Origin of the sequence: Phyllobacterium sp. NPDC097923 (assembly GCF_044760925.1) — a bacterium.
Classification (GTDB): domain Bacteria; phylum Pseudomonadota; class Alphaproteobacteria; order Rhizobiales; family Rhizobiaceae; genus Phyllobacterium; species Phyllobacterium calauticae.
In genome coordinates this window covers 2,095,162-2,111,303 of sequence record NZ_JBIWBL010000001.1, presented here as the reverse complement: position 1 = coordinate 2,111,303, position 16,142 = coordinate 2,095,162, and the positions used below count along the sequence as shown (strand labels likewise).

At 60.9% G+C, this 16,142-nt stretch carries 12 protein-coding genes; 8 read left to right on the top strand and 4 right to left on the bottom strand.

The window, feature by feature from the left end; all coding sequences use genetic code 11:
- Positions 1–35 precede the first annotated feature (35 nt).
- Positions 36–1,535 (bottom strand): FAD-dependent oxidoreductase, encoded by a 1,500-nt coding sequence (locus tag ACIQWS_RS10695; RefSeq protein WP_403176279.1) that lies wholly within the window; start codon positions 1,533–1,535, stop codon positions 36–38.
- Between the two features lie 105 nt (positions 1,536–1,640).
- Between ACIQWS_RS10695 and ACIQWS_RS10690 the strand changes: the two genes are divergently transcribed.
- Positions 1,641–2,279 carry a TetR/AcrR family transcriptional regulator gene (locus ACIQWS_RS10690; protein WP_403176274.1) on the top strand — a complete coding sequence of 213 codons (639 nt, stop codon included), beginning with the start codon at positions 1,641–1,643 and terminating at the stop codon, positions 2,277–2,279.
- 17 nt (positions 2,280–2,296) lie between these two features.
- On the opposite strand, the gene ACIQWS_RS10685 is transcribed toward ACIQWS_RS10690, so the two are convergent.
- Positions 2,297–3,181, bottom strand: coding sequence for an alpha/beta fold hydrolase (locus ACIQWS_RS10685; protein WP_403176271.1), 885 nt, complete (start codon positions 3,179–3,181; stop codon positions 2,297–2,299).
- A gap of 196 nt (positions 3,182–3,377) precedes the next feature.
- On the opposite strand from ACIQWS_RS10685, the gene ACIQWS_RS10680 reads away from it, so the two are divergent.
- From ACIQWS_RS10680 to gltX, 7 genes are all read left to right on the top strand, one after another.
- Positions 3,378–4,757 (top strand): class II 3-deoxy-7-phosphoheptulonate synthase, encoded by a 1,380-nt coding sequence (locus tag ACIQWS_RS10680; RefSeq protein WP_403176267.1) that lies wholly within the window; start codon positions 3,378–3,380, stop codon positions 4,755–4,757.
- 158 nt (positions 4,758–4,915) lie between these two features.
- A complete protein-coding gene (gene nhaA / locus ACIQWS_RS10675) occupies positions 4,916–6,103 on the top strand; it encodes a Na+/H+ antiporter NhaA (RefSeq protein WP_403176265.1) in 1,188 nt (395 codons plus the stop codon).
- Positions 6,104–6,166: 63 nt separating this feature from the next.
- Positions 6,167–6,586, top strand: a complete 420-nt coding sequence (locus tag ACIQWS_RS10670; RefSeq protein ID WP_223612922.1) for a GFA family protein — start codon at positions 6,167–6,169, stop codon at positions 6,584–6,586.
- Positions 6,587–6,664: 78 nt separating this feature from the next.
- A complete protein-coding gene (locus ACIQWS_RS10665) occupies positions 6,665–7,015 on the top strand; it encodes a diacylglycerol kinase (RefSeq protein ID WP_346305026.1) in 351 nt (116 codons plus the stop codon).
- Between the two features lie 53 nt (positions 7,016–7,068).
- Entirely contained in the window at positions 7,069–8,742 is a 1,674-nt protein-coding gene (locus ACIQWS_RS10660; protein WP_346305027.1) for an NAD+ synthase, read from the top strand.
- A gap of 552 nt (positions 8,743–9,294) precedes the next feature.
- Positions 9,295–11,109: an ABC transporter ATP-binding protein gene (locus ACIQWS_RS10655; RefSeq protein WP_346308024.1), complete on the top strand. Its 1,815-nt coding sequence runs from the start codon at positions 9,295–9,297 to the stop codon at positions 11,107–11,109.
- A gap of 216 nt (positions 11,110–11,325) precedes the next feature.
- Complete coding sequence (gene gltX, locus ACIQWS_RS10650) at positions 11,326–12,699, top strand: glutamate--tRNA ligase (protein ID WP_403176254.1); 1,374 nt, start codon at positions 11,326–11,328, stop codon at positions 12,697–12,699.
- Here the strand turns inward: gltX and ACIQWS_RS10645 are convergent.
- Positions 12,617–13,657, bottom strand: a complete 1,041-nt coding sequence (locus ACIQWS_RS10645; RefSeq protein WP_403176251.1) for a DUF2865 domain-containing protein — start codon at positions 13,655–13,657, stop codon at positions 12,617–12,619. The two genes, gltX and ACIQWS_RS10645, sit on opposite strands and share 83 nt — an antisense overlap.
- A 92-nt stretch (positions 13,658–13,749) precedes the next feature.
- Positions 13,750–16,047 carry an NADP-dependent malic enzyme gene (locus ACIQWS_RS10640; RefSeq protein ID WP_403176248.1) on the bottom strand — a complete coding sequence of 766 codons (2,298 nt, stop codon included), beginning with the start codon at positions 16,045–16,047 and terminating at the stop codon, positions 13,750–13,752.
- Positions 16,048–16,142: the final 95 nt, after the last annotated feature.

Here is a 16,142-nt window from a genome sequence, read left to right as displayed (position 1 = left end):
GCCTTTGCTGCTGTAAGGGCTCGACCCGGACGGGGTCACGGTTGTGATGGCGCGAACCAGCGCCGGAGTGCCTGCTCCAAATCGTCCGTGCTGTCGTCGTCACCCACCCAGGCAATGCAGGCGTCCGGACGGATCAGCAGGGAAGGTCCTGCATCGACGGCGATGCACCGCACCCTTCCTGTGCGGGCGGCAACGAGGCTGAAAGCCTTCCCTCCGGCGGAGGCGTCGAGCAGAACGCCCATGCCATCCTGCATCAGATCGTAGAGCGAGGTGCCGGCATCGCCGCAGTTGATCGGCCGGTCGCCCGTCAGCCGGCCAACCTCGTCCCGTTCCGAGCCGAGATCGTAGCGGATGGAGAGACCGCTCATCATCTCGCCAATGAACCGGTTGACGTCATCGAACTGCATGAGGTTGACGATGATATCGCGCATCGCGCCCGCCTGCGGATCGGGCCGCATGATGGCCATCTGGGCAAGCGTGTTTGCCAGAACGGCTTCGGCAACGGGGCGCCGCTCGTCCGTATAGGTATCGAGCAGGGTTTCGGGCATCTCGCCGCGAATGACGGCGGCGAGCTTCCAGCCGAGATTTGCGGCATCCACGAGCCCGAGACTGAGGCCCTGTCCGCCGAACGGCGTATGGATATGCGCCGCATCGCCGGCCAGCAGCACCCGGCCTTGGCGGTAGGTGTCGACAAGCCGCGTGTTGTCAGTCCATCGGCTGCCGCTTTCGAGCGCCTTGACGCGGACATCGGCGCCGCTGACACGGCGCAGAACCGCTTCGATCTCCTCCTGTGTGACCGGCGCCTGCCGGTCCTGCGGCGCACCGGTGAATTCGATCATCACCAGCCGGCCGGGGAACGGCCCGTAGGAGAAGATGCCGCCCGATGTGCGCCGCCAACCCATCGGTGCCAGGCGGTCGGGATGATCGATTTCGGCAACGGCCTGGTAGAAGGTCGATGAGGGCGGCGTGCCGGGGAAATCGAAGCCGGCCATCTTGCGGATCGAACTGCGTCCCCCGTCACATCCGATGAGGTAGGCGCAGCGCACATGGTTTGTGCCCGCGGGAGATGTCCATTCCACATCGACGCCATCCGCATGCTGGATGAAGTGGGTGACTTCACAGTCGCGGCGGACATCGATTCCAAGCGCGTGTGCGCGGTCGGCCAGCATGGCTTCGAGGGCCTGCTGGTCCACGGGGCGGGCGCGGCGTTCCGGCTCTGTCTGCGCATCCTTGCGGATCAGGGAGAGGCCGGCGAAATGGCCGCTGTACTTCGACCCCTTCGCCCGCGGGTCCCGGCCGGATTGCGCCATCGCCGCGAAACTGCTCGCCTCGGCGGCGGCGATGGCGGCCGTCATGCCCCGCCGCTGCAACGCCTCAAGCCCCAATGGCCCGAGCCCGCCGGCCTTCATTTCCAGGCTCGGCGTGGCGAGGCGCTCCAGCACGAGAACGCGCGCACCGCCCAAAGTCAGTTCAATGGCGGTGAGGAGCCCGACGGGGCCGGCTCCCACGACCACGATATCGATGTCATTTCTCATATACTTGATCCCAATATGTACTCAGTACACTTATATGGGGTCATCCGGCGCTTCGTGTCAATACAAAATTGTACTCAGTATATAAATCGTGCTATCAGCGGTGACATGACAGTGCCATCCGACCGCCGATCCCGTAAGCGCCTTGCCACCCGGCAAAGCATCTCCATCGCCGCCACCCGGCTTTTCATGCAGCGTGGCTTCGATCATGTGACGGTGGACGAGATTGCATCGGCCGCCGATGTGGGGCGGATGACCGTGTTCAATCACTTTCCCCGCAAGGAGGACATGTTCTTCGATCGCGAGGAAGAGGGGCACGGGATGCTGCGTGACGCTTTGCAGCGGCGCGAGCCCGGCGTCACTCCGGTCGAGACATTGCGTCTGCTGGCCCATCGGCTGGCTGCGGAGGACGTTCCTTATCTCCGGTTTTCGGTCAGGAGCCAGGCCTTCATGGCGACGATCGAGAGCAGTGAAACCCTGAAGGCCCGGGCGAGAGCGATCCGTGACGAGCTTGCGCAGACCATCAGTCTGGCCCTGTCCGAGAGCGCGGGGCGGGAACCAGACGATTCCGATGCCGATCTTGCCGCCGGGCTGCTTCTGGCGACATGGACCACGGCTTTCGTCCAGGCGCACCGCTCCTTTCAGCTGAAACAGGATGCGCGGGAAGCGACAGCCGTCTTCCTCGGGCTTGTCGACCAGGGAACCCTCGGCCTCAAAGCCGCAATGGCGGGCACGCCCTACGCCTGAGACATCAACGCATTCCTTCAGGCAACGCGTTGTTCGGCGCGGTGCGTTGCGCCGTGCGGCACCTTCCCGTGCAGCAGCCAGTCGATGACGGGCGGCCACAGCGTGGCGGTATGATGCTTGCGGAAGAAGCCGAGGTGGCCGATTGCGCCGCCGGTCGATTGCTGCGGGGATAGCCATAGCTGGTTTGTCGGCGCATTGCCGTAGTGGGTCAAAAGGTGATCGATTGCCTTCGGCGTTCCCCAGGGATCATCGGTCAATCCGACGGCAAGGAGGGGCGTGCGCACCGATTGAAAATGCTTCGACTCCGGCGTTCTGGCGTCGCCGAAAAGGAAATTGGGATTGCGGCACCAGCGTGCCCAGTCCTGGAAGACACTGCCGGGCAGTTTCTCGCCGATACCGCTCCATTTGGGCACGCGTCCGAGCGAGAGCGCCAGGGGCAGGGCGAGGAAGTTCATCTTGGCAAAGACGGAAAACGGTTCGGCCGTGTAGCGGTAATAGCCGGAGAGCGAGGCAAGCGATGTATAGCGGGCAAAATCGGAAGACCGGTTGCTGAGGCCAAGCGCCAGGCCGCCATAGGAATGGCCGATGCCCACCAGAGGCCTGTCGCCGGCTGCGCGCTTGAGAACATCGACTGCCGCGGGAAAATCGAGCACGCCCCAGTCTTTCATGCCGAGGCGCGTGGTCCATCCCTTCGGCGTTCCGGATTTCGCGACGCCGCGATAATCGTAGGTCAGCACCGTGGAGGCGCCGCAATCGAGCAGTTTATGGGCAAAGTGCCGGTAGAATGTGTTGGGAACGGCGGCCGCGGAGGAGATCAGGACCGCCGGCCCGGCGCCTTTTCCGTCAAACATGGTGCCATGCAGGGGAAAGCCATCAGAGGTTTGAAAAGCAATGTCGCGCATCGGCGGCTCCAACTTTGACTTTAACGTCAACGTAAATCAAAATGCCGCCTGCGACAATCTCGATTTCGTGTTTCCGCCGCAAACCTTAACAGGACTGGTATAATAGGGATATTTCCACTATATGAGCGCCTTCCGGAGCAACCGGAAAACGCAAACCACCGCTACCCAGTGCGGACAATAGAAAACAGGTGCAATAATGACGAAGAACTGGACACCGACTTCCTGGAGAGGCAAGCCAATCAAGCAGGCGCCTTTTTATCCGGACGCTCAGGCTGTGAGCGATGTCGAGGGCCGTCTTCGTACCTATCCGCCGCTGGTTTTTGCAGGTGAGGCGCGAAAGCTGAAGCGCCAGCTCGCAGCCGTGTCCAAAGGGCAGGGTTTTCTGTTGCAGGGCGGCGACTGTGCCGAGAGCTTTGCCGAGCATGGCGCGGACAATATCCGCGACTTTTTCCGCGTGTTCCTACAGATGGCGGTTGTCCTGACCTTCGGCGCATCGCAGCCGGTTGTGAAAATCGGCCGCATTGCCGGTCAGTTCGCCAAGCCGCGCTCTGCCGATACGGAAATCAAGGATGGTATCGAGCTGCCGGTCTACCGCGGTGACATCATCAATGGCATGGAGTTCACCGAGGCTGCCCGCATCCCCGATCCGAACCGCCAGGAAATGGTCTATCGCCAGTCGGCTGCAACGCTGAACCTTCTGCGCGCTTTCGCCCAAGGTGGCTATGCCAACCTCGAGAACGTGCACCAGTGGATGCTCGGTTTCGTGTCGGACAGCCCGCAGGGCGAGCGCTATGAGTCACTTGCCCGCACGATTTCCGATACGATGGACTTCATGCGCGCCGTCGGCATCACGTCGGAAACCAACCACACGTTGCGCGAGACGGATTTCTACACCAGCCATGAGGCCTTGCTGCTTGGCTACGAAGAGGCATTGACCCGCGTGGATTCCACCTCCGGTGACTGGTATGGCACATCTGGCCACATGATCTGGATCGGCGACCGTACCCGCCAGCCGGACCATGCCCATGTGGAATACTGCCGTGGCATCAAGAACCCGCTTGGCCTCAAGTGCGGCCCTTCGCTGGAGCCCGACGGTCTGATCAGGCTGATCGATCTGCTCAACCCGGAAAACGAACCCGGCCGCCTTACCCTCATCGCCCGTTTCGGCCATGACAAGGTGGGCGACCATCTGCCCAAGCTGATCCGCGCCGTACAGAAGGAAGGCCGCGATGTGGTCTGGTCCTGTGACCCGATGCATGGCAACACGATCACGGCCAATGGCTACAAGACACGGCCTTTCGACCGTATCCTGAAGGAAGTTGAAGGCTTCTTTGCCGTTCATCATGCGGAAGGCACCTATCCCGGTGGCATCCACATCGAAATGACCGGCAAGAACGTGACGGAATGCACGGGCGGTGCACGGGCGATTTCGGCGGAAGATCTGTCGGACCGCTACCACACCCATTGCGATCCGCGCCTCAACGCCGACCAGGCGCTGGAGCTGGCGTTCCTCGTTGCAGAACTTCTCAAGAAGGAGCGCAACGCGCATCCGCAGAAGATCGCCGTCAACGGCTGATCCGTCTGAACAACTGGCATGAACAGCAAGGGCGGCCTCCAAAGGGCCGCCCTTTGTTTTGGGCGATTGGGGTAACAATCCTGACCTGATCACGTATCTGTCAGAACGCCGGGCCGTTTTGGCTGGAAATTTATGTCTTTGGATTCTATCAAGGTTCCATGACAACAAAACCTTCGCGCCGAATCCGTCTGACAGCGTCTTTCCGTTCCTTCATCGAGAGCGAAGCCTCCGGTGGCATCATCCTGATGGTGGTGGCCGCGCTGGCGCTGATCATTGCCAATTCACCGCTCAGTGACGGTTATTTCGGCCTTCTGAAGACCTATGTCGGCGGCCTGAGTATTCTTCACTGGGTGAATGATGCGCTGATGGCGATCTTCTTCCTGCTGGTCGGGCTGGAAATCAAACGTGAAATGATCAGCGGCCAGTTGTCCAGCTGGTCACGGCGCGCATTGCCGGGCTTCGCTGCGGTCGGCGGCATGGTCGTTCCGGCGGCCATCTTCCTTGCCTTCAATGCTGGCACCGAAACGGCGCGGGGCTGGGCCATTCCATCGGCAACGGATATCGCCTTCTCGCTCGGTGTTTTGTCCCTGCTTGGTTCGCGCGTGCCTTTGTCCCTGAAGGTTTTCCTGACGGCGCTTGCCATTATCGACGATCTGGGCGCGGTCCTCATCATCGCGCTGTTCTATTCGGATGGGCTGAATATTCCCGCCGTTGCCGGTGCCGCCGGTGTTTTCGTCATCCTGATGGCCATGAACCGTCTCGGCATGGTGCGGCTCTGGGCCTATCTCGTCCTCGGCGTCATTCTGTGGATTCTTGTGCTCAAATCGGGCGTGCATGCCACGGTGGCCGGTGTCCTCCTGGCGCTGACCATTCCCATGCGCGGGGCCAAGGACGGGCAGGGGGCAACCGAATCGCCGCTGCTCAAGCTGGAGCACGCCATCCAGCCCTGGGTCGGCTTTGCCATCGTGCCGATCTTCGGTTTTGCCAATGCGGGCGTATCCTTCAGCGGCGTCTCGCTGTCCAACCTTGCCGATCCCGTCCCCCTTGGCGTGGCGGCCGGCCTGTTCGTCGGCAAGCAGATCGGCGTCTTTGCCTTTGCGCTGCTGGCGATAAAGTTGCGGCTGGCAGAACGCCCGGCGGGTGCAAGCTGGTTCCAGATCTATGGGGTTTCGATGCTGTGCGGCATCGGCTTCACCATGAGCCTGTTCATTGGCCTCCTCGCCTATGCGAATTCGCCCCTGCTGCAGGATGAAACAAAGCTGGGCGTGCTGCTCGGATCACTGCTTTCCGCCGTCGTCGGCGCCGCGCTTTTGCGCATGTCGCTGACACGGTCGGCAAAGGCGTGATCGCGCAAGGCAGGACGCTGGCGCAAGCCTAGTCTTTTGCTGTTTTGAACAGGAGTCCGCCTGATGTCGGAATTGCATAGTGGATCGTGTCTGTGTGGAGGCATCCGCTTCAAGGCGCATGGCAAGCTGCGCGGGATCGTCTATTGCCATTGCTCGCAGTGCCGCAAGCAATCCGGCCATTTCTATGCGGCGACCAATGTCCAGAAGGATGCCATCACCATCACGGGTGAGGAAAACATCAAATGGTATGCCGCCAGCGAATATGCGGCGCGCGGTTTCTGCCGCAATTGCGGATCGGTGATGTTCTGGAAACACCATGATCTCGACTACATCTCGGTGATGGCCGGATCGTTCGACAAGCCGACCAGTCTCAAGGGCGAAGTGCACATTTTTGTCGGCGACAAGGGCGACTATTACGAAATCGGCGACGATCTGCCGAAATATGTGGCGAGCGGCGGCGGTATCGTCGTGGCGGGCGACTGAGGGGCCGGGAACGGGTGAAGGATTGACGCCGCCCGATCTGGCTTTATAGCTGCCGTTACGGACGGACGGGAGCAAACCATGCAGCGGCTAATACTGGCATTCGTCAATTCCATGCGCGCGCTCAGGCACCTGGCGGTGCATGAAAAGGCGGTTCAGCAGGAACTCATCCTTTTCATCCTCTCGATTCCCGTCGCCGCGGCGATTGCGCCATCCGTGCTGGTTTTCCTGGTTCTGACCGGCTCGGTGCTTATCCTGATCATGATCGAGGTGCTGAACACCGGCATTGAAGCGGCGTGCAACGCCGTGTCGCGGGATTTCCAGCGCGACATCCAGATCGCCAAGGATTGCGGATCGCTGGCCGTGCTGATCTCGGTTGTTCTCGTCGCCATCGTCTGGTTCTATACGCTCTGGCACGTATTTCTTTCCTGAAACCGCGTGTGAGTCGCATTGTTTAATCTCCAGCGAAATGATATATGTTCAATATGAGCAAAAATCCCGACATCCTCCGTATCGCCATCGCCCAGCTCAATCCTGTCCTGGGTGACATCAAGGGTAATCTGGCAAAAGCGCGTGAAGCACGGGCCGACGCCGCGCGGCAGGGCGCCGATCTCATCCTGTTCACGGAGCTGTTTATCTCAGGCTATCCGCCGGAAGATCTGGTGCTGAAGACAGCCTTCATCGAAGCCTGCGAAAAGGCGGCAATAGAATTTGCGGCCGACACATCGGATGGCGGACCGGGGGTGATTATCGGTACGCCGCTGCGGCGCGAGAGCGGCCTGCACAATTCGGTCATGGTGCTGGATGGCGGCAAGGTGATTGCGGAACGCTTCAAGGTCGATCTGCCCAACTATGGCGAGTTCGACGAGAAGCGGGTGTTCCAGCAGGGGCCGATGCCGGGGCCGGTGAATTTCCGCGGCATCCGCATCGGCATTCCGATCTGCGAGGATATCTGGGGCGACCTCGGCGTGTGCGAGACACTGGCCGAGAGCGGCGCGGAGATACTCTGCGTGCCCAATGGCTCGCCCTATTACAACGGCAAGGTGGATGTGCGCCATCAGGTGGTGCTGCGCCAGGTGATCGAAACCGGTTTACCGCTGATTTTCGCCAACCAGCTCGGCGGTCAGGACGATCTGATTTTCGACGGTGCTTCGTTTGCGTTCAATCCGGACAAGAACATCGCGTTCCAGATGTCGCAGTTCGAGGAACAACTTGTTGTCACCACGTGGCGGCGCAGCACGGGCGGGTGGTCCTGCTCGGAAGGCCCCATGTCGAAAATCCCCGAGGGCGAGGAGGCGCAGTATCGCGCCTGCATGCTGGGCCTGCGCGATTACGTCAACAAGAACGGCTTCAAGGATGTGGTCCTCGGGCTTTCCGGCGGCATTGACTCGGCGATCTGCGCGGCGCTGGCTGTCGACGCGCTGGGCGAGGAGCGGCTGCGCGCCGTGATGATGCCCTATACCTATACATCGAAGGACTCGCTGAAAGATGCGGAAGACTGCGCCAAGGCGCTGGGCTGCCGCTACGACATCGTGCCGATCTTCGAGCCGGTGGAAGGTTTTCTGAAAGCGCTCGGGCCGACATTCGAAGGGACGAAAGAGGGCATCACCGAAGAAAATCTGCAAAGCCGGGCCCGTGGCACGATCCTGATGGCAATCTCCAACAAGTTCGGTTCGATGGTGGTCACGACGGGCAACAAGTCGGAAATGTCGGTGGGCTATGCCACGCTTTATGGCGACATGAACGGCGGCTACAATCCGATCAAGGACATCTACAAGATGCAGGTCTACGCCATGTCGGAATGGCGCAACAGGAATGTGCCCGCCGGCGGCCTCGGTCCATCGGGTATCGTCATCCCGGAAAACATCATCAGCAAGGCGCCGTCCGCCGAATTGCGCGAGAACCAGACGGATCAGGATTCGCTGCCGCCCTATCCGGTGCTCGATGACATTCTCGAATGCCTCGTCGAGAACGAGATGGGCGTGGACGAGATCGTCGAGCGCGGCCATGAGCGCAAGACGGTGGAGCGGATCGAACACCTGCTCTATCTCGCCGAATACAAGCGCCGGCAGTCCGCGCCGGGTGTGAAGGTGACGCGGAAGAATTTCGGCCGCGACCGGCGTTATCCCATCACCAACAAGTTCCGTGATCGGGGATAGGGCTGATTGCATGAGTGCGATGGTGCGTGGTTCGACAAGCTCACCATGAGGGAGGTGATTTGGCTGCAATGCCAATCGCAAAGGGTGCAGGATATAACACGCTGCAATCCTCTCCATCCCTCATGGTGAGCTTGTCGAACCACGCACGGGTCGTTCTGCAACCGTCGTTTTTGACTACGACTAAAGTCTAGTGTTGCAATCACGCCTCACTTTATTTCGAAAAGCGGCTGCACAAAAAATAGGCGCTTGGCGCGTGATTGCGATTCACCTATAAGCCATCTCTCCGGCAATCAAGCCCGGGAGGTTTAGAATGGCAGCTGTTTCAATGTCCCCTCGGGGCGGCGTCCGTTCCTGACATGTGATGATGAAAAGCCCCAGGGCTTTTCAATTGACTTCACCGGTCAAGAACACTCATCGCCGATATTGGCCTTTCCTGTGTTCAGGCAAGTCGCCAAGCCAATTGTGCCGCATTGATTCCCTCGTTCTGTTGCGCGGCATTCTCGTCTGAAATTCATATTTGAGGCCGGTGCGTTTTGGCACCGGACGATTGTCATGGCATTTTTACGTAACGCCTTGCGCGGCGGAGCCTTCCGCAGCGTTCTCGGATTCACCTGGATTCACTGGCAGAAGCAGCCGGTGCGTCTGGCTCTTATTCTTGGTGCAGTGCTGCTCTCGACACTGGCCGACGTGCTGACGCCGCTCTATTCGGGGCGGCTGGTCGACGCGGTGGTCAATGGCGCGGCAACGGATGCGATTGCCTGGGATGCGGCGATGGCTGCATTCTGGACCCTGATGGCCCTGTCGCTGGGTGCCATCATCCTGCGGCACGTCACCTTCATGACGATCGTCAAGCTGACGTTGAAAATGATGTCGGAGATTGCCTCAGGCGCCTTTTTCCGTGTCCAGCGCTTCTCGACGGACTGGCATGCGAACAGCTTTGCCGGCTCGACGGTGCGCAAGATCACGCGCGGCATGTGGGCGCTTGACCTGCTGAACGATACGCTGCTGGTAGCCTTGTTTCCGTCCGTTGTCATGCTTGTCGGCTCGACCGTGCTGATGGCCTGGTACTGGCCCATGATGGGCGTCATCATCGGCCTGGGATCCCTGGTGTTCGTCGGCGTGACGGTGGCGATGTCGCTCGGCTATGTCGCGCCGATGGCGAGCCTTGCCAATCGCTGGGATACCAAGCTCGGCGGTTCGCTGGCCGATGCGGTCAGCTGCAACATGGTGGTGAAGGGTTTCGGCGCGGAAAAGCGCGAGGACGCACGGCTGCTGAAGGTTCTTGCCAAGTGGCAGGACCGGACGCGGCGCACGTGGATCCGCGGTACCCGCAACGGCACGACGCAAGGCTCGCTGCTGCTCATCCTGCGGGCATCGGTCATCGGCTTTGCCCTGTGGCTGTGGTCGAAGGGGCAGGCGAGTGCGGGTGACATCACCTTCGTGCTGACGTCGTTCTTCATCCTGCAGGGCTACCTGCGGGAAGTCGGCATGCACATCCGCAATTTGCAGCGTTCGATCAACGATATGGAAGAGCTTGTTGACATCCAGAGTCAGCCGCTTGGCATTGATGACCGGCCCGGCGCCAAGCCGATCCAGATCACCAATGGCAAGATCGTGTTCGACAATGTGACGTTCCACTACGGGGCGCATCGGGCACCGCTCTATGACCGGTTCTCGGTGACGATCCGGGCGGGTGAGCGCGTCGGCCTTGTCGGCCACTCCGGTTCGGGCAAGACGACGTTCGTCAAGCTGATCCAGCGTCTGCACGACGTGAAGGCGGGGCACATCCTGATCGACGGTCAGGATATTTCCACCGTCACCCAGGCATCGCTGCGCCAGCAGATTGCCATCGTGCAGCAGGAGCCGATCCTGTTCCACCGGACGCTGGCCGAGAACATCGCCTATGCGCGGCCGACAGCCACGCAAAGCGAGGTCGAGGAAGCGGCCCGGCAGGCCAGCGCGCATGACTTCATCATGGCCCTGCCGAAGGGCTATGGCACGCTGGTGGGTGAACGCGGTGTGAAGCTGTCCGGCGGCGAGCGTCAGCGCGTGGCCATTGCCCGGGCTTTCCTCGCGGATGCGCCGGTTCTGATCCTGGATGAGGCAACGTCGAGCCTCGATTCGGAATCGGAAGTGCTGATCCAGCAGGCCATGGAACGGCTGATGCTGGGCCGGACGACCCTGGTGATCGCGCACCGGCTGTCCACGGTGCGGGCGCTCGACCGGCTGCTGGTCTTCGACCATGGCCGGATTGCGGAAGAGGGCAACCACGAAGCCCTGATCCGCCTGAACGGCGGCATCTACCGCAGCCTGTTCGAACGGCAGGCGCTGGAACTGACCAAGGGTCTTGTTCTCAATGACGGCTAGAATGCTGGCGTGATCATTGTGCGTGGTTCGACAGGCTCACCATGAGGGAGGCTGGAGATTTGCAGGGAGCGGAGGTTTTGTGACTTTCGTCAATTGCCTTGCAACCCTTCCGTCTCCCTCATCCTGAGCTTGTCGAAGGACGCATGACGGTCTTGCAACGTACCTCCTCATGGTCCGCATATTGATCTTCACGCGTCGTTCCGATATGCCCGACGCATGACCATCACCGTCCGTTTTGCACCATCTCCGACCGGCTATATCCACATCGGCAACACGCGCACTGCCCTGTTCAACTGGCTGTTCGCGCTGAAGCACAATGGCCAATTGATCCTGCGCTTCGATGACACCGACGTGGAGCGCTCGAAGACCGAATATGCCGAAGCGACCGCGGCTGATATTGATTGGCTTGGCATCAAGCCGGTGCGGGTGGAATACCAGTCGAAACGCTTTGCCTTCTACGATGCGGCTGTCGAAAAGCTGAAAGCGGCTGGCGTGCTTTATCCCTGCTACGAGACCCCGGAAGAACTCGAACGCAAGCGCAAGCTGCGCCTCGCGCGCCGCCTGCCGCCGGTCTATGGCCGCGATGCGCTGAAACTGACGGCGGAGGATCGCGCCAAGCTGGAAGCCGAGGGTCATCGCCCGCACTGGCGTTTCCTGCTGCCGAACTTCAAGGACGATCCGTTCGCGCCTGCGCGCACCATTGTCCACTGGGATGATATCGTGCGCGGCGAAGAGACCGTTGATCTGGCATCGCTTTCCGATCCGGTGCTGGTGCGCGAAGACGGCACCTATCTCTACACGCTGACCTCCGTGGTCGATGATATCGACATGGGCATCACGCATATCATCCGCGGCGACGATCACGTTACCAACAGTGGCGTGCAGATTTCCATTTTCGAAGCGCTCGGTGCGAAGGCGCCGGCACTTGGCCACCACAATCTGCTGACGACTGTTTCGGGTGAGGGACTATCCAAGCGCACCGGCGCCCTGTCCGTCGGCAGCCTGCGCCGCGACGGCTATGAGCCGATGGCCGTGGTCAGCCTCGCCGTGCTGACTGGAACGTCGGAGAATGTGGTCGCCATGCCTGACATGGCATCGCTCGCCACGATCTTCGATCCGAAGGCAACATCGAAATCATCCTCGAAATTCGATCCGGCGGAACTCGATACGCTGAACCGCACGCTGATCCATGCCATGCCGTTCGACGTGGCTGAAGAACGCCTGCGGGACATGGGGATAACAGGAGACAAGGCCGAAGCCTTCTGGCTTGCGGTGCGCGGCAATCTCACGCGCGTCGCCGATGCGGCGCTGTGGTGGAAGATCGTCCAGGACGGTCCCGTCAGTGACGAAGTCCTTGCCGAAGAGGACCATGATTTCGTTGCGGCGGCTTTTGACGTGTTGCCGCAGGAGCCGTGGAGCCGCGAGACCTGGAAGCAGTGGACGGAAGCGGTGAAGGTTCGGAGCGGACGCAAGGGCAAGCCGTTGTTCATGCCCCTGCGCATTGCCCTTACCGGGCTGGCTTCTGGTCCGGAGCTCGCAGATTTACTGCCCCTTCTTGGTCGGGAAGGAACGTTGGCCCGACGACCCTGACCTTGCGGTTGGGATCGATCGGCTTGTCCGGTGACAGCGGTTTCGGTTGTTCCGCTTCGACTTTCGGCACGGCGGGTGTCCCCAGCTGAATAATCGATGACGGTTTTTTCTCCGGCTCTATCACAGGCGCAGCCGGTTCGGCCTTGGCCTCGGCCGGTGCCGCCGGCTTGTTCGGTTCGGGGTTTTTCGCCGGCTCGGCCGATGGCAATGGTTCGGCCTTGACAGGCTCGACAGGTTTGATCGGTTCCGCCGGTTTGAGTGCTGGCTGTGTTTGTGCTGGCGCCGGTTTCGCCGCTGGTTGCCGGGCTATTTCCTTGGGATTTCCAAGCGTCGTGTAATTGCCCGCCGTGCGCTGGCAGGAGCATTGCGGCGTGCCATTGGCGCCGACTTTCCTGAATTTGAACGCGTTGGGCATATCCGTATAGGCCTGGCCGCGCAGGGAAATCATCTGATCGACGGTTTCACCGTTGGTCGAATGATAGAACAGTTTCGCGCCCGGGCATTGCGCCTGGCACTGCGCTTCGTCGCGATGGAAATTCTCCGCGCCCGTCGCGTAGGAAATGGGGAAATAATAGCCGTCGCAGGTGCGCACGCAGAGCGTCTGATATTGTCCGCCGTAGACCGGCGCGGTGCTTTCCAGCGGCTCGTTTTCCAGTGGCCGCTGGCCTCCGAGGACTTCATAGGGGCGACGCCGGGGCTCCCCGTCGCGCGGTTCGACTTCGCGCGGCAAGACTTCGCGGTCAGGCTCGTAGGATGCCGAGCAATTGTTGGCGTCCATGGCAGCTTCCACCCGGTCGCGGCGCAGGTTCAGCTCATACTCGTCGGTGACGAAATCATTGTCGAGTTCGCGCAGACGCTGTTCCATGCGGCTGCAAACGTCCGACTGGGCCGCTGCCAGCTGTGTTGACAACAGCAGCGTGCCCATGGCGAGTGCCGCAAAGTGTATGAACCGTTTCATATGGTCTAGTCCTGCAAGATCACGCGCAGCCTACCTGGCTGACTGCGCCTGAACCATCCATGAACGTGCGGCAGCAATAAGACGGCAGCGCGCTATTCCAGGCGCTGTGACGCCTCAACCACTGCCAGAGCCGTCATGTTGACGATACCGCGCGATGTCACCGACGGCGTCAGAATATGCACAGGCTTGGCGGCGCCGAGCAGAATGGGCCCGACATGCAGTGCGTCGGTGACCGTCTTGACGACGTTGAGCGTGATGTTGGCCGCATCGAGATTGGGAAAGACCAGAAGGTTGGCTTCACCGCTCAAACGGGAATGCGGCAGCACACGCTCGCGCAGGATTTCCGACAGGGCGGAATCGCCATGCATTTCGCCATCCTGTTCCAGGTCCGGTGCCTTGGAGCGCAGGATTTCCGAAGCGGCGCGCATCTTGGCGGCACTTTCGGAATCGCGCGAACCGAAGTTGGAGTGCGAGAGCAGGGCGGCCTTGGGCTCGATGCCGAAGCGGCGGATTTCGTTGGCGGCCAGAACCGTCTTTTCCGCAATCTCTTCGGCTGTCGGATCGATGCTGACATAGGTATCGGTCAGGAACAGCACGCCGCGCTGCGAAATCAAAAGGCTGAGTGCCGAGAAATTGCGGATGCCCTCAAGCTTGCCGATGATCTGGTCGACATTGCGCAGATGGCGCTCGAAACGGCCTTCCAGGCCGCAGATCATGGCATCGGCTTCGCCGCGCATGATGGCCAGGGCTGCAATCACCGTGCCGCTGGCGCGGACCATGGTGCGTGCCACCTCCGGCGTGGTGCCGCGCCGGCCGGTCAGGTTCACCAGAAGGTCGACATAGTCGCGGTAGCGCGGATCGTCTTCCGGATTGATGATGTCAAAATCGGTACCGAGCTTGATCTTCAGGCCATAGCGCTTGAGACGCGTCTCGATGACCTGCGGGCGGCCGATCAGCGTCGGAATCGCCGTGCCTTCCTCAAGCACCACCTGTGCCGCGCGCAGAACCCGCTCGTCTTCGCCGTCGGAATAGATCACCCGCTTCTTCTCGGCGGTCCGCGCTGCGGTGAAGATCGGCTTCATGATCAGGCCGGAGCGGAAGACAAAGCGGTTCAGCTTGTCGAGATAGACCTCGAAATCCTCGATGGGGCGGTCGGCAACGCCGGTTTCCATGGCCGCCTTGGCCACGGCCGGCGCGATGCGCAGGATCAGGCGCGGATCGAACGGCGAAGGAATGAGATAATTGGGGCCGAAGGTCGGCGTTTCGCCGGAATAGGCGCGAGCCGCCACATCCGATGGCTCCTCGCGGGCGAGCGCCGCGATGGCCTTGACCGCCGCCATCTTCATTTCCTCATTGATCGCCCGTGCGCCGCAATCCAGCGCGCCGCGGAAAATATAGGGGAAGCAGAGGACGTTGTTGACCTGGTTGGGGAAATCGGAGCGTCCGGTGCAGATCATGGCGTCGGGGCGTGCGGCGCGTGCGTCTTCCGGCATGATTTCCGGATTGGGATTTGCCAGCGCCATGATCAGCGGGTTCGGCGCCATCTGCTTCAAAAGTTCCGGCTTCAGGACACCTGCCGCGGACAGGCCGAGGAACACGTCGGCACCGCCGATGACATCGGCCAGCACGCGTGCGTCAGTCTTCTGGGCATAGACGGATTTCCAGCGGTCCATCAGCGTGTTGCGGCCGTCATAGACGACGCCGTCGAGATCGCAGACCCAGATGTTCTTGCGGTTGGCACCGAGCTTGACCAGGAGGTTGAGGCAGGCGAGCGCTGCCGCGCCGGCGCCGGACGCCACGATCTTGACCTTGGACAGATCCTTGCCGGCCAGCTCCATGCCGTTGAGGATGGCTGCGGCGACGATGATCGCCGTGCCGTGCTGGTCGTCATGGAACACCGGAATGTTCATCCTGGCGCGCAGGATCTCCTCCACGTCAAAGCATTCCGGCGCCTTGATGTCCTCGAGGTTGATGCCGCCAAAGGTGGGTTCGAGCGCGGCAACGACATCGACGATCTTGTTGATCTCCTGCGCGTCGATCTCGATGTCGAAGACGTCGATGTCGGCGAATTTCTTGAAGAGAACCGCCTTGCCTTCCATCACCGGCTTGGAGGCGAGGGGGCCGATATTGCCGAGGCCAAGGACGGCAGTGCCGTTGGAGATGACCGCCACAAGATTGGCGCGGCTGGTATAATCGGCGGCTGTAGCGGGGTTTTCATGAATGGCCAGGCAGGGCGCGGCGACACCGGGGGAATAGGCAAGGGCAAGATCGCGCTGATTTCCAAGCGGCTTCGTCGCCTGGATTTCCAGTTTACCCGGCTGAGGAAAGCGGTGGTAAAACAGGGCGCTTTCTTCGAGGTCGGACTGGTTGGGCGAATTGTCCTTGGCCATGGATAATATCCTCCGGAAATTGGCTGGTCGCAACTTGGGATTTGCGATTCAATCTTTTTAGCATGCATAAATGACACGAAGAGCCATAAATGAAG